The following is a 21,971-nucleotide window of genomic DNA, read 5'->3' on the forward strand; positions in this document are numbered from 1 at the left end:
CACGCTCAAAACCTCTTGAAAACCTATCATAGCGAATTTCCAAAAGGGCTCTAAGTGTTGCGTATTTCAGCAAGATCATCAAACATGATATTTATAAGACGCGCTCGACAGAGCTTATTGATGATCAGTTAACCTATGTTACGCAGCCCCGTAACTCTAATACTTCTACACTCATGGGGGTGGAGGTTTCGTTTGTTAATCGTAATATCAAAGGACCATGGAAGCAGTCTTTTGATATTAATGCCAGCGGTACCTGGATGCGCGGTCGTATGACCTACGAAGGTTCTGGCGTTTCTTACAAACTCCACCAGATGATAGAACAGCCCAAATACGTTTTTAATGGCAGTGTAACGTGGCATGTTCCGCAAATACGAGGTGCTATCAAAGCGTCTTTTGATTACTCGGCCAAATATCTTGAGGGTTTGAATGATGACCCATCACAGATCTATGGTTACGGCTCTCAGCCCGACCTCTCCATTGGCGCATGGCATGACATCACAGACGACCTGCGTATTAAATATCAGGTTTCTAATTTGGCTGGTTCGCATACGCGCATGTATTATGGAAAGCACCTTAATCGTTTAGAAGCAAAAGAGAATTACGGTCGTAGCATCTATTTTGAACTTGTTTACAACTAATCTACGTTAGAATTCTAATACTATAGTCTGACCGAGAAAATGTTGTCTCGGATGTACAATGGGTGGTCTTTTATGAGGCCCCCCATTTTGTTTTTGTGCACATGATTGCTGAGCCTCATAGTCATTTAGATGGAGCGTACTTTTACTTAGAAATCTGGCAAATGGCTTTGTTTTTTCTGGTTGCAGCTGGCAACAGTTTCTCCAGAGTGTTTTCCATAAATTTCGACACATGAGAAAAGGAGTGTCGTGACGACCACGGGGAAAACAATCGAACAGAAGGTCTGCGCAAATATTAAGAAAAATAAATTAAAACAAAGCCTTATATGAGTCTTTGGCTCTATTTTTGTGCGGTGGCCGGACCGGCAGGACTATCGGAATTTCACTATCCCGATATATCTTGACATTAGATACATCGAGATTTATATCGGGATTATGAAACACAGAAACGGACATCTAGGCGGTCACGATCGCCACACATTTTCTCCTGAAGGTCGGCAGGGTTCTCCCGGTCCACGACACCATCATGGGCGGGGTAGAGGCCATGGAGAAGGTCGCACGAGGCTTTTTGATTATGGTGAAATCAGACATCTGGTTTTGAGCCTTATTGCTGAAAAACCAACATACGGTTACGAACTTATCAAAACTATTGAAGAGAAATTTGGCGGCAGCTACACGCCTAGCCCCGGCGTAATTTACCCAACCCTCACATGGCTTGAAGAAGCTGGCTACATTCGGCCAACCGATGGGAATGGCCGTAAAAGCTATTGCATAACCGATGAAGGGACTGAGTTTCTGGCCTCTAATCCAGGGGTCACGGAAAGCATCCTTGCACGGGCTGCGATGACAGATCACGAGGGCAGGGGCGGCCGCCGAAATGTACCTGTGCCCGTTATGCGCGCCATGGAAAACCTAAAGACAGCTTTGCGCCTCCGGTTACGGAATGGTAGCTTTGATGGAGATGTTGAAGCAAAAATTGCCGCTATATTAGATAATGCAGCATCTAGTATTGAGCAGGTCTGAGAGCCTCGTACTTCACGCCACAAAATCTTAATTCGGAGGGATGGTGGCTTTGTGGCTGCCATCTCCTTCTGTTTTTAAAAACTGGAGCATACGGGTTTTATGACCAGCCCCACAGATTGCTGTTGAAAACGCTTTGCGTAAGCACCCCGCACTGTATTGAGGGTTTGTGCAAGGTCTGGTGTGAGGGGCGTTATGATGTACACTAGACGTGCAGGCTCCTGAACAATCCGGCCAGTTTCTCTGTCTTGCCATTGGCCAGACGCTTCCAGCACAGATAAGCCAGATGGAAAGCTTGGCGTTACGGTATTGTGTAAAAAAGCATTCGACTCCGCTTGCGTGACGTTTGGTGCGTCGGGGCGGCTTAGCCCGAACATGAGAGTAACGGACAGCATGTTATGCCCGTTTAAGGCCTGACATAGTGACGCCGCCTCGCCCTGCGAGTGTGTGATGTCGGGAAGTGGGGTATGAGCAGCGGTGCAGCCGGTCACTAAAGCAATCACTCCTGCCGCAAAAGAGCGGCAGAAGGTGATGTGCAAAGAGTTTTTTATTTGTCCAGCCATGGTGCAACGGGCAGGTTCTTGCCCCGCAGGAATTCCGGGTTGAACAGTTTGGATTGATACCGTGCCCCGCCATCACACAGAATGGTGACAATACGGTGCCCTGGGCCAAGTTTACGGGCCGTGCGTATGGCTGAGGCCACATTGATGCCGGAAGACCCCCCTACTGAAAGCCCTTCATCAATCAGCAGGCTGTAAATAATCTCCAGTGCTTCCGGGTCAGGAATGCGCTCCGCGTCCTGAATGGGGGCACCTTCCAGATTTGCGGTTACGCGGGATTGGCCAATACCTTCCGTAATGGAAGACCCCTGCACCGACAGGTCATTGCTTTTTACCCAGCCGTACAGCCCGGATCCCTCTGGGTCTGCCAGGACGATGTGGGGAGCCTTAACACCGGCTTTCTGTGCGGCATCCTGCAAACCAAGGGCAATACCTGCCAGAGTGCCGCCAGTACCACAGGCGCAGGTAAAGGCATCTACCTTGCCCTCAAGCTGTTGCCAGATTTCTGGAGCTGTGGTGTGGCGATGGCCTTCACGGTTCGCAAGGTTGTCAAACTGGTTGGCCCACACATATCCGCCTTCCTCCGCCAAACGGCGAGAGACATGCACATAATTGCCGGGGTCTTTGTAAGGTTTGGCAGGAACCAGGTGCAGGTCTGCGCCAATCATGCGTAGAAAGTCGATTTTTTCCCGGCTTTGCGTTTCCGGCATAACAATAATGCAGCGGTACCCACGCGCGTTGGCCACCAGTGTAAGACCAATACCGGTATTGCCTGCGGTGCCTTCCACCAATGTGCCGCCGGGTTTCAGCAGCCCTTTGCGTTCAGCATCTTCAATAATGGCCAGAGCAGCGCGGTCTTTAACCGAACCGCCGGGGTTCATGAATTCTGCCTTGCCGTAAATCTCACAGCCTGTTGCCTCGGAAGCTTTACGCAGGCGGATAAGGGGTGTGCCCCCTACAGCCAGCGGCATCGAGGCAGAAGCCGAGGTCCAGCCGGGTAGTGGGGTGGAAATAGTGCTTTCAGTCATCCAGTTGCACCTTCTTGTCGTGTACAGCATGTGCAGTGTGCTGCGTGCTGGTTTAAGAGTAAAGCGGGTTACAGCGTGATGCAAAAACTCTTATCTGCCAAACAGGAGTAATACGATGATAGCAGAAGTCTCCGCCGCGGAGGTCTGGGCTGTACTTCAGCAAAATGATCGGGCGGTGTTGGTAGATGTGCGCACCATGCCCGAGTGGCAGTTGGTAGGTGTTCCAGACCTCAGTAACCTCGCGCAACGTTTGGTGCTGGTAAGCTGGCAGGATATGGAGGGCACACCCAATATGCGTTTTGCTGAGGATCTTCAGCAAGTCGGGGTGAGGCAGGACGCACCGGTCTATTTTATATGCCGCTCCGGGATGCGCAGCCTTGCGGCCGCCCAAGCAGCGCAGGCGGCTGGATATGCGACAGTCTATAATGTGGCGGATGGTTTTGAGGGCCCGCTTGATTCTGCGGGCCATAGGGGCAGCATTGCAGGGTGGAAACATGCAGGGCTGCCCTGGCGGCAGGCTTAACGGGTATTCCAGAGGCGGGGTTTTAGAGCCCCGCGTCTGGCTCCGCTTCTGCATCGAACAGTACTTCCAGTACGGCACACCAAGGGTAACGAGTATCGTAGCTTTTGCCGGATGGAGCTGAAATGCGGCCCTGTGTGTCTGTTGGCACGTGGGTCAGAGCCACGGCGTCATCTATATTGCCGCCAATAATGCTGATCTGGTTGCCAAAAGGCTGACCATGCTGCCCCGTTGCAACAACATAACCGCAATGAGCCGGGAAGCTGTAGGATGTTGGCAGGCTGGAAAACTGCACTGCTGTTTTGGCGCGCCCCCGACCCACACAAATCAAATCACCCTGTTTTGGAGTATATTCTGCCGGGTCATGCGCCCGCAGCACAGGAGACTGACCAGCCGCAGCAGCGTTAATATAGGTGGCATGGTTAGGAGAGTAGGGGAAACGGCTGTTGGCCCCTGCTATCCGCATGACATAAGAGATGAAAGCGGCGGACCACGCATAATTTCCATCATGCACAAAATCGGTCAGGCGACCGTTGCCGTCATGTTTGCCGGTCCAGGAGGCCTCTGTTGTGTCCGGGTCCATACCAATCCACCAATACTCACCCACACGTTGCCACAGGCCGGGGGCGCGCTCGGGTTTTACGGCAGCGGTCTGAGGTTCTGGCCGCAATTCCGGGTCATCATCATTGACCGGGCTGCCGAACAGCCGCCATTCCCGCATGGCAATAGCCACAACATCCTGCCTGTTAAAGGGAGTGTAGTTGCGTGTGGCAAAGTCTGGCACATGCGCATTATAGCCGTAAGACCCAGCGCCTGAAGAGCCACCTGCCGTTGGGGCTGCGCCCGGGGTTGGTTTGGTTGCGCACGCTGCAACAAACAGCGGAGCTAGCAAGATAACAGAGAACCTGCGCGACATCTTGTCTCCATCCAGACACATCACCCCGGACAGTCCGGAGTTACCATTGGTTTATGCATAAGCCGCTCTGCTGTGGGCGAAAAGAGGGCGGCAGATTTTCCGTAAGGGTTGTCGCTTTTTTGCCCGTCTGTTGATCAGAACTCAGGCGGCTTCCACTGTCAGGTCGGCTGTCTGGCCGTTGACACAGGCAATGGCTTGTTTGGGGTCCAGCCCCACAACAAGCCCGCGTCCACCTCCATTGATATACATGATATCCTGCCGGAGGGCTGCGTTCTCAAACACCACCGGAACTTGTGTGCGGGCCCCGAATGGACTGATGCCCCCAACCTGAAAACCTGTCAGCGCCTCGGCTTTCTCAGCGTTCAGCATCCGGGCGTTTTTGCCCCCGAAGAGAGCTGCAACTTTTTTCAGATTCATTTTCTGGTGCACAGGTATGACGGCACAGACAATCTGTTTTTTATCAATTTCAAGCATGAGGGTCTTGAAGACCTTTTCTTGGTCGATACCAATTCCGGCTGCAGCCTGAATGCCAATTTTTCCCGGTTCGGACACATAATCATAGTCGTGCATTGTATAAGGTATGCCATGAGCCGTCAGAAAATCGGTTGTTGGGGTTTCTATTTTCGTCTGTGACATGGGGCATCCTTTGTCAAAATAGCCTGCGGGAGACCGGGTTACTGGTTCACGGTTTGTTTATCGGAGCGGGCGGGCCATGCGTCAAGAAAGGGTAAACGCATGGCAGCCTGCGCTACAGAGAACAGACCTATGCCGATGGGCTGCTTTCCGGAAAAAGGGTTCTCAGGCCTTCTGCTGTTGCAGGGCAGCAACCGCGTTCGGTTACCAAGCCTGTCACCAGGCGGGCGGGTGTTACGTCAAAAGCGGGGTTGGCGGCTGTGCTGCCATCAGGCGTAATTTGCACGGTAGTCTGTTTGCCTTGCGGGTCCCGGCCTGCAACATGGGTGATTTCTGATGCGGCACGTTCTTCAATGGGTATTTCCTGAACGCCATCGGCTACAGTCCAGTCAATGGTCGTGGAGGGGAGGGCCACCCAAAACGGAACGGCATTATCCTGTGCAGCCAGAGCCTTTAGGTAAGTGCCAATCTTGTTCGCAACATCTCCGCTCCTTGTTACGCGGTCTGTGCCGACAATGACCATATCTACCTTGCCATGCTGCATCAGGTGGCCGCCTGCATTATCGGCAATAACAGTGTGGGGCACACCGTGGCTTCCCAATTCCCATGCGGTCAGGGCAGCTCCTTGATTCCGCGGGCGTGTTTCATCAACCCATACATGCACGTTCAGGCCTTCATCATGCGCCATGTAAATGGGGGCAAGCGCCGTACCCCAGTCAACGGTTGCAATCCAGCCTGCGTTGCAGTGGGTCAGAATATTAATCTGTTCCCCTGTGGGACGGGTTTTTGCGATATCCCGAATTATTTGTAGCCCATGGCAACCGATCGCCTCATTCTGTGCGGCGTCCTCATCACAGATAGCCCCCGCTTCTGCATAAGCTTTTGCCACACGCTCCCCAGCGGGAAGGGGGCGGAGGCGGGCGAGCATTCGGTCAATGGCCCAACGGAGGTTAATGGCCGTAGGACGTGTTGCTGCGAGCATAGCGGCCTGATTTTCCAAGCCATTATCTGAAGCATCTTGCCGCAATGCCAGTGCCAAACCGTAAGCGGCAACAGCACCGATTAGTGGCGCACCGCGTACCTGCATGGTGCAAATAGCCTGAGCAACCTCTTCCGGTGTGGTCAGAGACAGGATGTCCAGAGAAAAAGGGAGGCGCGTTTGGTCAAAGATATGCACTGACCAGCCATCTTTTTCATCCAGCCATACGCTGCGATAGGGAACGCCGTTGATTTTCATGCTTTGAAGTCCTGATGGTCGTGAAGAGGAATGTCAGGGGAAACTTAATAGATAGAGTAAGATTTTACCATGCAGCACGCGCATGCGTGACGGAGGAGTATAGAAATGACCTCCTTGTAACCTTGGTGCTGAACGCTTTTCTTTAAAGATGAAAGTATTTTTTGCAATTTCTTGGTATTTTGTTATGTAGGGCTAGATATTTCAGAGCGTAGAGGTGTTCTGTAATATGGTTTTGGTATGAAATTTCAAAGCCGTATTTTAAAACAGTCTTATATGATCTGAATTTTATAAAAAACTGAGTTAGAGGAGTTTTGAATGAGCGAGACCAAAAAGCGCCGCACTACGGCACGCACAACACCAGCAGCCCGCGTTGAAACGACACCTGCGCGCCGTGGTCGCCCTGCCGCGGTGAAAAAAGAAGTGGTGGAAGAAGAAGTTGCACCAAAAGCAAAAGGTCGCCGTGCTGCTGTGAAAGCTGCCCCTGCGGCTAAACCCGTGCGTGCAGCCAAAGCTGCTACGACCAAAAAAGCTGTGGCAGAAAAGCCAAAAGCAACCCGTGCAAGCCGTAAGGTTGTAGAAGAGGTTGCTGTGAAGCCCGCGCGTGCCACACGCCGCAAAGCGGCCGCTGTTGTTGAAGAAAGTGCGCCAGCACCAGCCCCAACACGTCGGGGCCGTCGCTCAAATGTTGTTGTGGAAGCTCCCAAGCCCGTTAAGGCTACCCGGAAAACTGCAAAGACTGTTGTAGAAGAAGCGCCCGTAAAAACCCGTAAAACCCGGGTTGCTGCTGCGCCTGTTGAAGAAAAAGTTGTTCTGTCAGCGGTGGAAAAACTGCGTATTGTGCAGGAAACGCGCCGCCGTAAGCGTTATGAGCGTCTGGCTGCAGAAGCTGTTGAAGCAGAAAAAGCGACATCCGGTAAAGGCGCACGTGGCCGCAAGCCTGCTCGTGCCACACGTGGCCGTAAAGCCTGAAACAACAGTCTTTAGACGTTGGTCAGAAGCCAGATCCTGTCATGGGGTCTGGCTTTTTTTTCAGGAATTTAGTGCGTTAAGCGCAGGAGAGTTTAAAGCAACGCAGCCTTAGGCATAAATATCAAAAATAAAATATGATCTCCTTTTGTTCCTGTTTTATTAAAACACAGGATGGAGTTTGAGAGTTTTATACAATCAGACGGGTGGGGCTGTTGTCAGCCAGTAACAGGGTGCCTGAAACTGTGTTGTCTGGTCAGCATCTGCTTCTAAAAGCTCAATCACCATTTTCCGGTAGAGGCGTAATACGCAAAACTGGTTGTGTCTGAGCATATGCTGGCTGTCAGAATGAAGCATCCCCAACCAGGCAGAAATACCAGCCGCTTCGGTTAACAAAAGCGGATCCTTACGACTGAGCGTAATGCCATGGTCAAAATAAGATGTGGCTTTATCGGGGGTGGTAACGTGATAAAGCCAGTGCAGCGCGTTAGGGTGTGGCTGCTTCAAGGCTCCGTGTGGCACGTAAGCTAACCTCACATCCTGCGCGTTCAAATGCTGTCTGAGGCGTGCTGGCAGAGGGGCTGTAAATAGATCCGCCTGCATTGAGGCAGAGCGATCCTTTTGTTTTTCCTGAGAGCCTAGTCTGCTTCTCTTGGTAAAAGCGTGGTTCTTGGCCCGAGTGAGAGACTTACAAGACGGGAGGTCAAGGTCCGGAAGATATGGCGTTTGAGAGCGTATAAGGCGGGACTTGCGGGAAACACTCACGGCCAGTGTCCTCTACAGTCTGTTATACAAAAGGGATCATATAGCGCGCCGCCCTTTTTAATCCTCCAGATGCTGAGGGAACGCAGCGGCCTTTTAGGAGTGAGGAGCGTGAGGTGTCTGCTTAGAGGCACAGGATGCGCAAAGGCCTTCAATCTCGATGGAGGTGCTTTTGACGATAAACCCCTCATCCCGGCATGCCTGCCGAACGGATTCGAGTACTTTTGGGGTGGTAATTTCAGTAACACTCTTACAGTCCCGGCAAATGAGGAACTGCGCAGTGTGGAGGCACATGCTGTCATGATCGTGATTATGGGTGCATTCGGGTGTCTGCCGGTCATGCAGTAGATGGGTGCATGGCACGAAAGCTGATAGCCGCTCAATCCGATGGATCAACCCCTGCTCCAGCAAAAAGTCCAGAGCGCGATAAACGGTTGGTGGCGCAGGTTTACGGTCAGGAGCTTTTATGCGTTCCAGCAGGTCGTAGGCTCCCACGGGAGTTTTTGCGCTCAGAATAAGCCCCAGTATCTCCCGCCGTTGCGGTGTCATGCGTGCGCCATGCTCTGCACACACTGCTGTCGCCCGGTCCAGCAAATGTTGCATGGCAGGGGTCAGGGGATCGGTAAAAATGGGGGGTGTGTGTGAAGAGTTTTTCATGGGCCAGTATTCATTATCACGACCTGCAAACCATACGCCAGCAGGAAGAGGAAGAACAGATTTGGCTGGTTTGATGATTGCACGAAATATGTTATATTATCACATCACGATAAAAAGCCTGCCGGAATATGTGGTATGGTCCTGGGTATGAGGCTGATAAATGCGGTGTCCTGTTTCTATACTGTCCAGCTTTATGGTGTGTGGCCTCAGCCTGGGAGCGGTGACGGCACAGGCGCGCCCCCTCCTTATTGCGGCTGAAAATACCTGGGGCGATCTGGCTGAGCAGGTTGCTGAGCCAGACATGCAGGTACGTTCGATTCTGACACAGCCTGCGTTGGACCCACATCTCTTTGAACCTAGCCCGGCAGAGGGGCGGGTTGTGCACGATGCCACCCTGATTGTGGCCAATGGTGCCGGGTATGACCCGTGGATTGACCGCCTTGTTGCCGCCCGCTCTGGCCAGCCTCCTCGGCTGGTGAGGGCGCAGGATGTCATGGCATGGCACGAGGGTGACAACACGCATCTGTGGTATAATTTTAAAGTTGTCAGGGCTTTTGTGGAGCGCTTGGTCACAGAATGCCAGCAGGCAGACCCCACCCATGCAGCGGCTTATGCAACCCGGGGTGCTGCGGTTTTATCCGCTGTGGGGCAGGTCGAGCAGCAGGCAGTACAGGCACGCGCACTCATAGGCGGTATGGTTGTGGCTGCAACCGAGCCAGTTTTTACGCCTCTGGCAGAGAGTCTGGGTTTAATTATGAAAGAGCAGGCGTTTCAGCTTGCCATCATGAATGATGTTGAGCCACCAGCGTCTGCTGTCGCTGCGTTTCATGATGATATAGAGCAGCAACGTATTCGTATGGTGGCGTATAATGCGCAGGCGGACCGGCCTTCCGTGCAGCGGTTGATAGCCCTTGCCCGGCAAAAGGGCATTCCCGTCTTGCCAGTGCAGGAAATCATGCCACAAGGGCTGCATTGGCAGTCATGGGTTGGGCAGACAATTGAGCAGGTTATACAGGCACTCGGGAAGAAACAGTGAACACACCCGCGCTTGAAGTCTCGCACGTTACACTGGCGCGTGGTGGGCAGGTTGTATTGCAGGACATCAGCTTTGCGGTGCCCAAAGGAAGTTTTGTGGGCGTGCTGGGCGCTAACGGTGCAGGTAAAACAACCGTGTTTCGTGCTCTGCTAGGTCTTGAACCATTACAGTCCGGCACCGTGAGAGTGCAGGGTGTGCCGGTGCATCAGGGTAATTCCGCTGTTGGGTATATGCCCCAAATGCGCAAACTGGTGGGTGGGCAGCTTACTGGCTGGAATATGGTTGCCGCTGCCAGAAAAGGGCAGGCATGGGGCCTGCCTTGGTGCGGGCGTGCAGGCCGTGCAGCGGTGGATGCCGCACTGGAAGCCGTGGACGCACAGGATCTGGCAAAAAAGCCAGTGGCCTCTTTATCCGGGGGGCAAAGGCAACGGTTGTTATTAGCCCAGACCTTGCTGGATAACCCCTCGCTTCTGCTGCTTGATGAACCGCTTGCCAGCCTTGACCCAGCCCGTATGCGGGAAACAGCGGCGCGTATTCATGCTCTGGCGCAGGCACGGGCCATGACCGTTCTGATGTCTGCTCATGACATTAATCCGCTCCTCGGGTTGATGGACCATGTGTTGTATCTGGCGCGCGGTAAGGCTCTTCTGGGCACGGTGGATGAGGTCATTACAACGGATGCCCTGACGGCCCTTTACAATGCGCCGGTCGATGTGGTGCGTGCGGGTGGCCGCGTCTTTGTGGTGGCGGAGGGGGGCGGCGCTGCCCTTCAACCGCACGACTGCACAGGGGGGCATACCCATGCTTGACTATGACTTCATGCGGATAGCGTTTTGCGCTGCTTTTCTGGTCGCGGCTGTGTGTGGGCCGGTTGGCTGGTTTTTGGTGCTGCGTGGGCAAACATTTGCAAGCCATGCTTTGTCCCATGTGGGTTTTGCCGGGGCGACAGGCGCTTTGCTGCTTGGTTTTTCACCATTATCCGGCATGACGCTTGGGGCGCTGAGCGCTGGCGTTCTCATGGGTTTTGCTGGTGAGCGCACAGCGGGGCGGGACGTTATGATTGGGCTGGTGCTCTCTGTTGCACTTGGCTTGGGAGCTTTGTTCCTTCATTTCCTGACCCACGCTGCCAGTGCGGCCACAGCCCTGCTGTTTGGTGATATTCTCGGTGTAAGCCGGTCCATGTTGTTATGGTTGCTGGTATTAAGTGCCGGTTGCCTTGCCGTGCTGGCGTTTCTGTCTCGCCCCCTGCTTTTTGCATCGCTGCAACCGGAGTTGGCTGAGGCCAAAGGCGTTTCCATTCGTCTGCTGGATGTGGTTTTTCTGGCTCTTGTTGCTCTTGCAACGGCGGAGTGCGCGCAGATAACCGGAATTTTGCTGGTATTCACGCTGATGGTCGCCCCCGCGGCAACGCTACTGCGGATGGGGCTTTCGCCCCTGTTAGGCCTTGCCGGGACGGTTTTTCTAGCGGTGGCTGAGGCATGGGGCGGACTGGTTTTGTCCTGGTATACTGATGCCCCAGCATCCTTCTGGATTGCCCTTATCGGGGGGATAGTTTTCTTGCTGACATGCGGCGCGCAGCGGCTGTCTGACCGTTAAGCTCTAGCCACCCGCACTCTGTAGAAGACGTGCTTACTGTGGTAGGGACCAATCCAGCCACGTCCAGAACACCAGAAAAATAATCAGCCCGATATGTAGGTAGATCAAGGCCCGCATATCAATAACGGGCACCTCAGTCTCTGCTTTTTTCTTCTTTTTCAACAGGCTCATGGTGTTTTAATCCTTACAAAGCCCTGCGTCTTGCTGAAAGGCCATCAAAGTGTTGTGTGGGGCAGGGGATGATAGGCCCGGTTAAAATACACCAGACCGCCCATATTCTGGTTGACCCGTAGCCCTTCCACAAGGGCAAAAAGCACACTGTGTGTTCCTACTTCTACAATCTGGCTGACGCGGCAGTCAAACGTGGCCACGGCTTCTTCCAAAACTGGAGCGCCAGTTGCCAATGTTGTCCAGTGGCCCAAGGCAAAACGTTCAGCCATAGTGTTGGGGCTGGCAAAGTGGTTGGACAGCGCCTGCTGGGCGGAAGACAGCACGTTAACGCTGAGTGTCCCCCCTTCCATAAAAGCGTTCCGCGCACGGCTACTGCGGTTGAGGCAAACAAGTAAGGTCGGCGGGGTATCCGTAACAGAACAGACGGCCGAAGCAGTGAACCCAACGGGGTTGGTCTGTGTTCCGGTTGTCACAATGTTAACAGCGGCACCCAGCCGGGACATTGCATCGCGGAAGGCACTGGTCTCCAAGGCCGACATCTGCTCTCCTCTGGTTTATCGTAAGGTTGCAATGTTTTGTGCATGAATGAAGAAGGAAAGCAATGACTGACGATCGTCTTTCAGGGATATCAACAGTTAAAACTCAACGTGCAGGACATCTTGGCCGCATTATACTGGACCGGCCAAGTCATCTGAACGCCGTGGATCTGAGCATGGCTGAAGGCATAAGCCGCGTACTGGATGCGTGGCGGGATGATTCAGAGGTGCAGGTGGTACTGTTTCAGAGTTCGTCCCCGCGTGCGTTTTGTGCCGGGGGAGATCTTAAGGCGTTACACGCGCTGATTGCCCAACAGGGTACGGACGTGGCGTTTCAGGCCATGAGCGGTGTTTATGCGGTAATGCGAAAAATAGCAGCATACCCCAAACCTACAGTGTCCTTTCTGGACGGTATTGCTATGGGGGGAGGAATTGGGCTGGGTGGCCATACTACCTATCGTGTTGTGACGGAAAACTCCGTGATCGCCATGCCGGAAACTGGTATTGGCCTGACCCCGGATGCAGGTGGATCCTGGATTTTAAGCCGTGCCCCTGGTTTTTCTGGTCTGCGATTGGCTGTCACAGGCAACCGTATGAATGGCATCGGGGCTGTCATGACAGGGTTTGCTGATCGGATGGTGCCAGCCGAAGCTTTGCCAGATATTGCGGCTTTGCTTGAAAAGCGCGGCGTGCACGAAGTTTTTGCTCTGATCGCGCCTGTGCCACCGGTTGATGTGCAGGAGTTGGATGCCTGTTACGATGCGCCAGATCTGGCTACGGCAGTCAGAAATCTGGCAGAACATGGGGGAGAGGAAGGGCAGAAAGATCTTATTGCCCTGTCTCAAGCGTGCCCATTCTCTGTCCAGCTTTCGTGGGAGGCATGGCACCGCGCCCGTAACCTGACATCATTGGAGGCAGCTTTCGAACAGGAAGAAGCTTTGGTGAGCCATCTGGTGCGGCGGAAAGATTTTATTGAGGGTGTGCGAAGCAGACTGATTGATCGTGATGGCGCTCCGCAATGGACGCCCGGCACCTTGGCCGCTGTTGATATGGCGGAGGTTCATGCTTGTTTTGAAGGATAGTCTCAGCGCGTAGAGGGGGCAGAGGGCGGCGTGAAGAGATGCCGCCAGCCTTCAAAATCGCTTTGTAAGTCAGGAGTTGGGCTACGCCATTCACGCTTGCCGTAGGCCTGATAATGCGCCTGCCCGGAGGGCCAGTCCCCCAACTGCACGGCAATGGCGACATCCGGGTTTTGCCGGAGGTACCACTCCTCACAAAATTGCGTGCCGTTCACGGCACGTTCTTCCCAATACCCTCTCTGCAAAAAATGGTCTTTGCCTGACTCAAATCTGCCCTCCTGTACCGCAAGGGCAACATCCGGGTTTGCTTGCAGGTAAGCCGCTTCATCAAAAGGTTGCTGAGCCAGGTAAGCCTTTAAAAGGAACAGCAGTACATTTCTGGGTACCGATACAGTGCCGCTTTTGTCATCGTCAGGGTCAAAATTCAGAGTGTGCGATAAAAGGGAGGCTGGAATCATAGTCGGAATAAAACATTAACAATGAGTTCATGCAACACGCTATAGAGAGTACTGTCTCGTCAAGAAATTTAAGCTTTTCTTGTCTGACGCACGGTTGAAAACGATAAAATAGGGTTTGTTCTTGGATATGAAACGATGTGTCCATGCTGACAGTTGATATAAATTCCGTACATCGCCATGAGCTAACCCCTCTTTTTTCACCAGCGTTCATGCTTCCTGCGCCGCGTGTGCAAAATCTGGAGTTGATTCCCCCGCATATTCTTGAAGCTATGCGACCGGGCTGGTTGACGGGCCAACATGCCGCACGACCTATTCAGGTTACAAAACTGTTTGATGTTTTCGTGACAGAAGAGGGGTTGGTTTTTACGCAGGATAGAAAACTGATTACCCAGAGCATTACACAGCATAACCACCAAGAATGCCAAAGGGCCTATGAGCGTTTGACTACTCAGGGCACTTATCAGAGCATAGAGCAACCAAGCCTGCTCCTCCGCAAACGGGGCGACCATAATTACGGTCACTGGCTTGTGGAGGTGTTGCCAAAACTTTGGGCGGCTGAACACCGTGTGGCCGTTACCACTCTGGTGGTGCCCGCTTTGGCCAATGCCATGCAGAGCGTAATACGGGACTCCATCGCGCTCTCGGCAGCACGACACTATGCGTATCTGCCGTTGCATACTCAGGATGTCTGCTTTTTTAAAGAGCTGGTGCTGGTTCACGGACTGACCGAGCATGGGGTTTATATGTCCCCGCAGGCTTTTGCCCGCACGGATGCCATGCGGATGAGTCTGCCGGAAAGTGAGCCCATGAAGATTTACGTGGAGAGAAAACAGAGCGCCCGCAGGGTAGCTAATGAAGCAGACTGCCAAAGCGTTTTGCAGCAGAAGGGTTTTATCAGTGTTGATCCAGCACACCTGACCTTTCTGGAGCAAGTCCGGCTTTTTAAGAATGCGGCGTGCGTGGTTGGGGTTATGGGCGTAGGCATGGCCAATATGGTTTTCTGCCCGCCCGGCTGTCACACTATCGTGCTGGCTCCAGCCACAATGCCCGATACGTTTTTCTCCTTTATAGCCGGATTGCGTGGCCTGAATTACACAGAAATACGGGGCCCAATGACCCCCGATACCATGAGTTGGGATGAGCCCTTTAGCATTGACCCTGCACAGCTAGCAGCCAGCCTGAGTGCGTAAGCGCTTACCCGAACACCGCGTGATGATGCGGTACGGGTTCTGTCACGGCCGCATGCGCCCCCCGAATATCAGGTGAAAGCTGCAATGGCCCATAGCGGTGAAAAAAACCGGGCACAGATGAGACAATATAGGCCGCCTGCTCAAGGCAGGAGACAACGCGTTCTCTTGGCAGGCAGGAGCTCTGGGGGTGAGGTGTCGAGCTAATACTTTGTGCCGCCTGTAGCAGGCGCGCCGCCGTTAAGTCTGGGGCTTCATGCAGTGTCTTGAAGGATGCCAGAGCGTCCAGCAAGGCCGCATGGGCTTGCGGGGCCAGTGTGGTGCGGCCCGCATTCCAGCGGAGGCGCACAATCAACCGCCCCAGCGAGAGGGCTGCAAAGGCGGCATCTGTGTAGCCTGTGCGGTCAACCGTTTCACCCAAAAAAGAAAGACGCATAATAAGACGAGAGATTTTCTGTAACTGGAGGCCTTCCCACGCCACCCACAGTACGGGTTTGTTGTGGCGGGAGGTGGCAAGGCGCTGCACACTACGGGTCAGGGAACTGACCAGTCTTGCAGCATCCAGCCGGTGATCTGCCGGAAGGATGACACGAAAGACCAGCACGAGCAGAATACAGGCCACAACCATGGTGGCCCAGTTGTTTGTCAGTGTCAGGTCATCATACACAATCGGGTTGGTGACCGAGAGCATCATGGTAAAAAAGACAGCATACCCAAATGCCCCAATACTATAGCGGGGGTGTAATTGGAGCCACACACCCGGCAGCAAAAAAACACAGAGTGTTAACCACAGAAGCGGATAGCCATCGATACGCGGCAGGCCGATCACATGGCATAGGAAACTTGCTGGAATAGCCAGCGCCGTTCCTACCGCCATAAGCGGGCTGGTCTTGGCAGCGGAGGGCGTGGTGGAGAGCAAGCTGGAGGCTGCCACAACATACAGCATCAGCATTGGCCCAGCACTCCAATGGAAAATATACCAGAGCATGCCAGCCAGAAGTGCAATAAACATACCGCGCGCGCCGTTCCGCATGGCCATGGGCCACTCTAGATAGGTGTTCAGTTTAAAAGGCACACGAGCGGGGCGGAGCGTGGTAATATCTTTAAGCGCCAGATCAAGCTGGATCAGCACATCCCGCGTATTATCAAGCGAGGCCAGAACACTGGGGGCAGGGTTTTCACGTTCCAGCGCATCCAGTTTTCTTAACGTGACATGAATGGTGTCAGACACAGCTTTGGGGTTTTCTTCCCAGCCGTCCTGCTCTGTCAGGGTAAGAATGGTGCGCAGTGTCTCGGCTACATCACGGTGCACCTGACAGGAGGCCCCATTGGCAAGAGAGAGGTTAAGCCAGTAGGGGTGATATGTTACAATAAGCCCGGTCAGGCGGCTTAGGCCTATGCGCAAATGCGTGACACGGGCCTGCATGTCCCGGTCATCCGCCGCGGCGTATTCAATGGCGGGGCCAAGTCCAGTCATACGGGCCAGCAGGCGGCCACGGCTGTCATAAAGTGGCTGAGGTAGCCCACGGAAGGCTGGAGTGGATGAGGTGTTTTCCAGCCCGGTTACTTGCTCATCCATAACGTCTGCGGCCTGCGCGGGAGAGGCACGGCTACTTTCTGCGTCATGAAAAGAAAGCGCGTGACGGACCGTTTCCCGAAACGCGTCATGCAGTGTCGCCAGTATTTTGGCTGGAGCACGCGGCGTGGTCAGCATGAATACAAAAGCGGAGACGACTACCCCCGTTGTTACAGCAGAGAGCCGCCCCATGGCTGCCAGAAAAATAGAGTCCGGGTTTGCAAAAGCCGGTGAGGACACAATAACAATAGTGTAACCGGTCAGCACCGCAGCATAAGCCCGGAAGAGGCGTAGAAATGTGGCCATCATGCAGGACAGGCCAATAAAGACAGACAGTGCCGCAAAATAAAGAACGGGTGACTGCACAAAGGCCGCCATCACGGCCACGCTGATACCCGCGCCAAGCAAAGTGCCAATAACGCGCCAGACACTTTTGGACACAATGGCCCCTACTGTGGGGTTGGCCACAATAAGCACGGTTGTGGCGGCACTCATGGGAGATTGGAGCTGAAAGGTGAAAGCCAGAAAAAGCGCTATGCCAACTGCTAAAAACACGCGGGCTGTGTAGGCTGCTGTACGCAGGGTTGTTTGCCACCGTGCATCGTCGGCGAACATGGCAGGAGCATGCTGATTGAGAAAGGACAAAAACACGTTTGGCATGGTGTATTTTTTCTAGAAACAGTCAGGCGGTTGGTTCAGGCGGTACAGAGAGCAGCAGGTCAAGCTGACTAATCAAAGGGGGTAGCTGCTCAGGAGGCATGGTGGCCGTCATGTCCTGCTCAAGCTGGGCTGCGACATCATGAAAAATGGCACAACGCTGCTGGCCGGTGCGGGTCAGCGTAATGCGCTTTGCCCTGCGGTCCTGCTCATCGGGGTGGCGGGCGATAAATCCCTCTTTTTCCAGAAGGTCAAGAATACGGACCAGAGCAGAGCAGTCCGTATCCATAGCCTGTGCCAAGTCACGCTGGGTTGCACCACCCGGCATCATCATCAGGTACGCCATGGGCCGCATGAGGGCTACGGTCATGCCGTGGGGGCGGAGGGCGCGTTCAAGCCGGGTACGCCAGATGGAGGCCAGCCGCATGACACGGAAGGTCAGCGCCATGTTCTGAAAGCGTGCGTCTTCCAGCCCCTTTAGGCCCTGCTGGACATTCATGCGTGGCCTCCATTGTTAGTATGGTAATATTTGACATGAAAAATATATTGGCACGAATATAACAGAACCTCAGGCGGGGTCAACGCGACCTCAGAGACTGTTTTTTCTGCTCTGTAAAATTGTCAATTTTATCAGGTGCTTTTTTCTTGCTGCGTGCGTTGTAAGGCCTTTAAAGGCCTCTGGCTTGCGTCTGTGCAAAGGGCCGCAGAAGCATAAGTAAGCTAGACACAATCACATGGGAGAGACGTCAGGTGTCTCAAAAATTTCCGCCAGCGACCCTAATCGGTTTGGGGGCGCTCTGCGCGGCAACGTTTATCGCCATTACCAGCGAGCTCGCCCCCATTGGGTTAATGCTGGAGATGTCGCGCACCTTTGACGTAGGGGTGGGGCGTATCGGGCTGGCCATTACTGCCTACGCATTGATTGTGGCTGTTATTGCTGTACCGCTGACCAGCCTGACTGCACGGATAGACCGTAAGAAACTGCTTCTTACGGCATTGGCAGGCTATGTAGCGACCAATGTGATTTCCGCTTCCGCTCCCACATTTACAGTCCTGTGTCTTGGGCGTGTTGTTGGTGGGGCTGCACATGCTTTGCTTATGTCCATGGTGTCTGCCTATGCGGCTCATCTGGTGCCCGCACGGCAGACCGGGCGTGCTATTTCCATTGTTTTTGGTGGGGCTTCTCTGGGCGGTATATTGGGGGTGCCCGGTGCTGCGGCCCTAGGCCATTTTGCGGGCTGGCGCGTAGCTCTTTGGGTTGCAGCAGGTCTTGCTGCTATTCTCACTGTCTTTATTGCGGTTTATTTACCCAGAGTTGGGCATGGTACGCAGGCTCCTTCCTTCACGCTGGCGCGCAAGCCGGGTGCTGTGCGGGCTTTCATTCAGGCCTTGCTGGCAAATGCCCTGTTCTTTCTGGCGCATAATACGCTCTACACTTACATTGCGCCGGTGCTTATGGCGCATGGTTTGTCAGAAAGCTCTATCAGTCTGGCCCTGCTGATTATTGGTGCCTGTAGCCTGTCAGGGCTTTGGGCCTCAGGGTTGGTGGTAGATAAAAGCCCGCGTTGGGGCTTGCTGATATCCGGTGCTGTTATGGTGCTGGGTATTCTGCTTGTGTGCGATCATGTTGTGTCTGGCGTGGCGACGGTTGCCGTTGTGGCGCTGTGGTGCTCGGGTTACGCAGGCGTTATTCCGTTCATCATGTCCGGAGCTATCCGTACCCGTGCGACCTCTTCTGATATTGCCGGGGCTGCGGTAAACAGTACCAGTAACATCGGTATTTTGTTGGGGGCTGCTTTTGGTGGCAGGCTTCTTGCTTCTTATGGTGTGCAGGTTCTGGCGCCCGTTGCAATTGGCCTGACAGTTTTAACCCTGCTTGTTGTGCTCTTGAGTGCTCAAGCCTTTCCAGCTCGACTTGGAGAGCATGAAGAGGCTTAAAGCATCTAAAAAGGTCCTGAAGAAGCACAGTCTTTCAGGACCACTGCCTGCCAGAGTTAGCGTATGGGAAGGTGGGACTGGCGGTGTAGGACCAGCAGGGGTTGCCCAGCGTCATTTTGCAATGTGAGCACATCGCCTTTTTCTGACAGAGTCCACGTGGCGACCGTTTTCAACGCATTTAGGAATGCCTGTTCCCGTTGCACGGTTGTGGCCTCCATACAGGCTCTGCGCGTGGTGGCTACCGGGCCAAATTTTAGGCTTTGTGCGTTGGAGGTGAAGCGGCCGGAGATCTGATTACACACAGTTGACCCGGCTACAGTACCATCATCATGCAGCTCAAGTGTTGGTGTCTGGGAGCCGTCGCGGAGGGATGTTTCCCCAATCTGGTCTGTTTGCCAGGAGCCTGTAACAGTGTGTGGCAACCGCTCCGCACCATCTCGGCGTAGAACGAGCAGAATATTGCCGTTGCGGCGTTGATTGACGGGGGCTGGCATGGGGGTTTTGAACCAGGCCTGACCGTTTACAAAAATTGTTGCCGCAACGGCATAGGTTCTCTTGGCGGCCAGCGTCGAACTGTTGACGGTTAACTGAAACGGGAGTGGTACCTGCTTCTCAGTTGTAAACTGTTGGGAGGCTATGACTTTAGGGGGGGGCAGAGGGTGTACTCACATCTAGCAGGCGTACCTCAACCGTGGCGGGCGGAAGAGCAATACGTTCCCGGTAGGTAATGCTGCCATGAAGGGTGGTCTGGGCAGATTGTGCGTGTGCGGTCTGCTGGTTCGGTAAGAGCAAGCTGCAACTGCATAAGGCCAGAAAACTGGCTTTAACGAGAGTGCGATTGAAAAAAGAGTATCCTGACATGCCTATCCCTTTCTCGCGCAGCGCTATGCTACTGCGAGCAAGAGAGCCGCAGCAGCACACCGGACTGGCACAAAACAAGTGGGAGAAAATCAGGCTCTGCGCAGGTGCCAGCACAGCACATTTTGAAGAACAACTCCTGTTATGGCCAGAAGTTGCTCTTAAGTGGAGAGGCCGTGCCTGTTAACGGCGGTTGTTACGCAGGTGTGTTATCAGGGCGGTCACCCCGGCTGCCAGTGCAGCTCCCCGGAGGCCTGCGAGCAGACTTGAGGTTGTGAAAAAGGAAAGAGGGCTGTCCAGCCTGCGGGATTTTGCATCAAACGCACCATGAGCGCCAAAGGCTCCCGGCGCTGTGGCATACAGATCATCCGGAGTGTTTGGCTCTGCACAGGTTTTTTCAAGCTGAGCTTTGTAGCCATGGTCGGCCAACCGCTTTTCACGGTAGCCAGTTCCCAGAAGTTTCTGCAATACCGAGAATGGGGCGCTTGGCCCAACAGAGATTGTGCGGCTTGTGGTAAAGGCCGCCCTGCAAATGGCTTCGGCAGCTACTTCTGGTTCATAAACAGGGCCGACAGGTTTAAGGCGTTTGCCGGTTGTGTTTTTGGTCCAGCCATACCGTGGGGTGTTGATGGACGGGAGGTCAACCATCACAACCCGGATAGCATCCGCATCGTGCAACAGTTCAGGCCGCAAGCTTTCACAAAAGCCGCGTAGGGCGGCGCGTGCACCATTTTCTACAGCTTGCAGAGGTAGGCCGCGCAGAGCCGGTGCAAGGTCCAGATTGATGATGGTACCACGCCCACGGCGGCGCATATGCTCAAGCGCAGCCAATGTGCCATTGACACTGCCAAGATAGGTGACTTCCGTTGCGCGCCGGATATCCTGCGCGGAAAGTGTTGCCACTTGTCCAACCACGGTAGCACCCGCGCAATTGGCCCACACAGAAATAGGGCCAAGCTCTGCCTCAACCTGATGTGCGGCTTTAGACACAGCCTCTGCATCCGCTACGTCAACTGGCAGAACCAGAGTCCGGATGGCGTGGGCTTTCAGGTCGGCGGCGGTTTCTTTCAACCGGTCTTCGTTACGGCCTAACAGGGCAATGTCAAAGCCAGCACGGCCCAGGGCACGGGCGGCGGCACGGCCAATGCCTGCTCCGGCTCCGGTAATAACGGCAATTTGCGTGGGCATAAGGGCGGTCTCCCTGCTGTTCAGGCGTAAACGGAAAGCATGTAGAGGGGTTGTGCCTTGCTCTTGCCCGTCTCGCAAGTCAGGCAAGTGTTAGGCTGCTGTGCAAAAGACCTAGTGGCTGAGTTCTTTTTTTCAAGCAGATCAAAGATAGCGTAGGGCAAGAAAGCCACCTAGCAACAACACCGCGAAAATACCCATTAAAAAGGGCAAGCGTGTTTCAATAAACTGCTCAATAGGCGCACCAAAACGGCGTAAGAGCGCAGCTACCAGAAAAAAGCGTGTGCCACGGGTAACAGTACTGGCAAGCAGAAAGGGCCCCATGGCAAAATGGGCCATGCCACTAGCAATAGTAACAAATTTATAGGGGATGGGGGTAAGCCCCTTGAACAGAATGATCCACACGCCCCATTGCCTGAACTTATCCTGCAAGGCGGCCAGCGTGTGCTCTGCGTGGTAGAAATGAACAATGGGTTTTGCTGCGTAGTCCAGCAGCATGGCCCCGATAACCCACCCCAGAATACCGCCTGCAACGCTGGCTATTGTGCAGATGGCCGCATACCGCCACGCTTTCTGCCTTTGCGCCAGAACCATAGGCACCAGTAGTGTTTCTGGCGGCAGCGGGAAAAAGCTTGCCTCACAAAATGACAGCAATGCCAGCCACAGCGGCGCATAAGGGCTGCCAGCATGGCGGAGCACTTTAGCGTATAGGCGATTCAGCAAGGAGGGCGGGCGTGCTGGGGCAGATGTGTCAGACATA

Annotated in this window: 26 protein-coding genes and 1 pseudogene; 10 read left to right on the plus strand and 17 right to left on the minus strand. The window is 54.0% G+C overall.

Features of this window, described 5'->3' with window-relative positions; all coding sequences use genetic code 11:
• Positions 1-173: 173 nt before the first annotated feature.
• Complete coding sequence (locus ACTIDN_RS10260; RefSeq protein WP_441376965.1) at positions 174-638, plus strand: hypothetical protein; 465 nt, start codon at positions 174-176, stop codon at positions 636-638.
• Between the two features lie 594 nt (positions 639-1,232).
• The gene (locus ACTIDN_RS10265) at positions 1,233-1,658 is read left to right on the plus strand and encodes a PadR family transcriptional regulator (RefSeq protein WP_441376966.1); all 426 of its coding nucleotides are present in this window, start codon (positions 1,233-1,235) and stop codon (positions 1,656-1,658) included.
• Positions 1,659-1,732: 74 nt separating this feature from the next.
• On the opposite strand, the gene ACTIDN_RS10270 is transcribed toward ACTIDN_RS10265, so the two are convergent.
• Entirely contained in the window at positions 1,733-2,146 is a 414-nt protein-coding gene (locus ACTIDN_RS10270) for a DUF3574 domain-containing protein (protein WP_441376967.1), read from the minus strand.
• Positions 2,147-2,202: 56 nt separating this feature from the next.
• Positions 2,203-3,243 (minus strand): cysteine synthase A, encoded by a 1,041-nt coding sequence (locus tag ACTIDN_RS10275; RefSeq protein ID WP_441376968.1) that lies wholly within the window; start codon positions 3,241-3,243, stop codon positions 2,203-2,205.
• Positions 3,244-3,358: 115 nt separating this feature from the next.
• On the opposite strand from ACTIDN_RS10275, the gene ACTIDN_RS10280 reads away from it, so the two are divergent.
• Positions 3,359-3,766, plus strand: coding sequence for a rhodanese-like domain-containing protein (locus tag ACTIDN_RS10280; RefSeq protein ID WP_441376969.1), 408 nt, complete (start codon positions 3,359-3,361; stop codon positions 3,764-3,766).
• 22 nt (positions 3,767-3,788) lie between these two features.
• Here ACTIDN_RS10280 and ACTIDN_RS10285 read toward each other — a convergent pair whose 3' ends face one another.
• From ACTIDN_RS10285 to mtnA, 3 genes are all read right to left on the minus strand, one after another.
• On the minus strand, positions 3,789-4,679 hold the full coding sequence (locus tag ACTIDN_RS10285) for a DUF2272 domain-containing protein (protein WP_441376970.1): 891 nt from the start codon (positions 4,677-4,679) through the stop codon (positions 3,789-3,791).
• A 141-nt stretch (positions 4,680-4,820) separates the two neighbouring features.
• Entirely contained in the window at positions 4,821-5,315 is a 495-nt protein-coding gene (gene ybaK / locus ACTIDN_RS10290; protein ID WP_441376971.1) for a Cys-tRNA(Pro) deacylase, read from the minus strand.
• Between the two features lie 127 nt (positions 5,316-5,442).
• Positions 5,443-6,549: an S-methyl-5-thioribose-1-phosphate isomerase gene (gene mtnA, locus ACTIDN_RS10295; protein ID WP_441376972.1), complete on the minus strand. Its 1,107-nt coding sequence runs from the start codon at positions 6,547-6,549 to the stop codon at positions 5,443-5,445.
• Positions 6,550-6,864: 315 nt separating this feature from the next.
• Here mtnA and ACTIDN_RS10300 point away from each other — a divergent pair, with 315 nt between their 5' ends.
• Positions 6,865-7,518, plus strand: a complete 654-nt coding sequence (locus ACTIDN_RS10300) for a histone (RefSeq protein WP_441376973.1) — start codon at positions 6,865-6,867, stop codon at positions 7,516-7,518.
• Between the two features lie 195 nt (positions 7,519-7,713).
• Here ACTIDN_RS10300 and ACTIDN_RS10305 read toward each other — a convergent pair whose 3' ends face one another.
• Both ACTIDN_RS10305 and ACTIDN_RS10310 read right to left on the minus strand, forming a co-directional pair.
• Positions 7,714-8,118, minus strand: coding sequence for a hypothetical protein (locus tag ACTIDN_RS10305; RefSeq protein ID WP_441376974.1), 405 nt, complete (start codon positions 8,116-8,118; stop codon positions 7,714-7,716).
• Positions 8,119-8,373: 255 nt separating this feature from the next.
• Positions 8,374-8,934 (minus strand): Fur family transcriptional regulator, encoded by a 561-nt coding sequence (locus tag ACTIDN_RS10310; RefSeq protein WP_441376975.1) that lies wholly within the window; start codon positions 8,932-8,934, stop codon positions 8,374-8,376.
• A gap of 160 nt (positions 8,935-9,094) precedes the next feature.
• On the opposite strand from ACTIDN_RS10310, the gene ACTIDN_RS10315 reads away from it, so the two are divergent.
• Genes ACTIDN_RS10315 through ACTIDN_RS10325 form a run of 3 tightly spaced genes read left to right on the plus strand, consistent with a single transcriptional unit; the run spans position 9,095 to position 11,566 of the window.
• Positions 9,095-9,970 carry a metal ABC transporter solute-binding protein, Zn/Mn family gene (locus ACTIDN_RS10315; protein ID WP_441376976.1) on the plus strand — a complete coding sequence of 292 codons (876 nt, stop codon included), beginning with the start codon at positions 9,095-9,097 and terminating at the stop codon, positions 9,968-9,970.
• A complete protein-coding gene (locus tag ACTIDN_RS10320) occupies positions 9,967-10,779 on the plus strand; it encodes a metal ABC transporter ATP-binding protein (protein WP_415508282.1) in 813 nt (270 codons plus the stop codon). Before ACTIDN_RS10315 ends, ACTIDN_RS10320 begins: the two co-directional genes overlap by 4 nt.
• Positions 10,772-11,566: a metal ABC transporter permease gene (locus tag ACTIDN_RS10325; RefSeq protein ID WP_441376977.1), complete on the plus strand. Its 795-nt coding sequence runs from the start codon at positions 10,772-10,774 to the stop codon at positions 11,564-11,566. Before ACTIDN_RS10320 ends, ACTIDN_RS10325 begins: the two co-directional genes overlap by 8 nt.
• A 33-nt stretch (positions 11,567-11,599) precedes the next feature.
• Here the strand turns inward: ACTIDN_RS10325 and ACTIDN_RS10330 are convergent, their stop codons facing one another.
• The gene (locus ACTIDN_RS10330) at positions 11,600-11,737 is read right to left on the minus strand and encodes a hypothetical protein (protein ID WP_415508284.1); all 138 of its coding nucleotides are present in this window, start codon (positions 11,735-11,737) and stop codon (positions 11,600-11,602) included.
• Between the two features lie 44 nt (positions 11,738-11,781).
• Positions 11,782-12,276 (minus strand): flavin reductase, encoded by a 495-nt coding sequence (locus tag ACTIDN_RS10335; protein ID WP_441376978.1) that lies wholly within the window; start codon positions 12,274-12,276, stop codon positions 11,782-11,784.
• Positions 12,277-12,338: 62 nt separating this feature from the next.
• Here ACTIDN_RS10335 and ACTIDN_RS10340 point away from each other — a divergent pair, with 62 nt between their 5' ends.
• The gene (locus ACTIDN_RS10340; protein ID WP_441376979.1) at positions 12,339-13,355 is read left to right on the plus strand and encodes an enoyl-CoA hydratase/isomerase family protein; all 1,017 of its coding nucleotides are present in this window, start codon (positions 12,339-12,341) and stop codon (positions 13,353-13,355) included.
• Positions 13,356-13,357: 2 nt separating this feature from the next.
• Here ACTIDN_RS10340 and ACTIDN_RS10345 read toward each other — a convergent pair whose 3' ends face one another.
• Positions 13,358-13,810 carry a hypothetical protein gene (locus tag ACTIDN_RS10345; protein ID WP_441376980.1) on the minus strand — a complete coding sequence of 151 codons (453 nt, stop codon included), beginning with the start codon at positions 13,808-13,810 and terminating at the stop codon, positions 13,358-13,360.
• 143 nt (positions 13,811-13,953) lie between these two features.
• Between ACTIDN_RS10345 and ACTIDN_RS10350 the strand changes: the two genes are divergently transcribed.
• Positions 13,954-15,000, plus strand: coding sequence for a glycosyltransferase family 61 protein (locus ACTIDN_RS10350; RefSeq protein ID WP_441376981.1), 1,047 nt, complete (start codon positions 13,954-13,956; stop codon positions 14,998-15,000).
• Positions 15,001-15,004: 4 nt separating this feature from the next.
• On the opposite strand, the gene ACTIDN_RS10355 is transcribed toward ACTIDN_RS10350, so the two are convergent.
• Complete coding sequence (locus ACTIDN_RS10355) at positions 15,005-17,188, minus strand: FUSC family protein (protein WP_441376982.1); 2,184 nt, start codon at positions 17,186-17,188, stop codon at positions 15,005-15,007.
• 67 nt (positions 17,189-17,255) lie between these two features.
• Entirely contained in the window at positions 17,256-17,729 is a 474-nt protein-coding gene (locus ACTIDN_RS10360; protein WP_441376983.1) for a MarR family winged helix-turn-helix transcriptional regulator, read from the minus strand.
• Positions 17,730-17,980: 251 nt separating this feature from the next.
• Here ACTIDN_RS10360 and ACTIDN_RS10365 point away from each other — a divergent pair, with 251 nt between their 5' ends.
• Complete coding sequence (locus ACTIDN_RS10365; RefSeq protein ID WP_441376984.1) at positions 17,981-19,168, plus strand: MFS transporter; 1,188 nt, start codon at positions 17,981-17,983, stop codon at positions 19,166-19,168.
• Positions 19,169-19,224: 56 nt separating this feature from the next.
• On the opposite strand, the gene ACTIDN_RS10370 is transcribed toward ACTIDN_RS10365, so the two are convergent.
• From ACTIDN_RS10370 to ACTIDN_RS10390, 5 genes and pseudogenes are all read right to left on the minus strand, one after another.
• On the minus strand, positions 19,225-19,662 hold the full coding sequence (locus tag ACTIDN_RS10370; RefSeq protein WP_441376985.1) for an META domain-containing protein: 438 nt from the start codon (positions 19,660-19,662) through the stop codon (positions 19,225-19,227).
• A 36-nt stretch (positions 19,663-19,698) separates the two neighbouring features.
• A pseudogene (locus ACTIDN_RS10375) lies at positions 19,699-19,824 on the minus strand (YbaY family lipoprotein); the annotation flags it as partial.
• On the minus strand, positions 19,811-20,029 hold the full coding sequence (locus ACTIDN_RS10380; RefSeq protein WP_441376986.1) for a YbaY family lipoprotein: 219 nt from the start codon (positions 20,027-20,029) through the stop codon (positions 19,811-19,813). The pseudogene ACTIDN_RS10375 and the gene ACTIDN_RS10380, both read right to left, overlap by 14 nt.
• A gap of 180 nt (positions 20,030-20,209) precedes the next feature.
• On the minus strand, positions 20,210-21,214 hold the full coding sequence (locus tag ACTIDN_RS10385; RefSeq protein WP_441376987.1) for an SDR family oxidoreductase: 1,005 nt from the start codon (positions 21,212-21,214) through the stop codon (positions 20,210-20,212).
• A gap of 141 nt (positions 21,215-21,355) precedes the next feature.
• Positions 21,356-21,934: a YqaA family protein gene (locus tag ACTIDN_RS10390; protein WP_441376992.1), complete on the minus strand. Its 579-nt coding sequence runs from the start codon at positions 21,932-21,934 to the stop codon at positions 21,356-21,358.
• Positions 21,935-21,971: the final 37 nt, after the last annotated feature.

This window comes from Acetobacter sp., from assembly GCF_052102375.1.
Classification (GTDB): domain Bacteria; phylum Pseudomonadota; class Alphaproteobacteria; order Acetobacterales; family Acetobacteraceae; genus Acetobacter.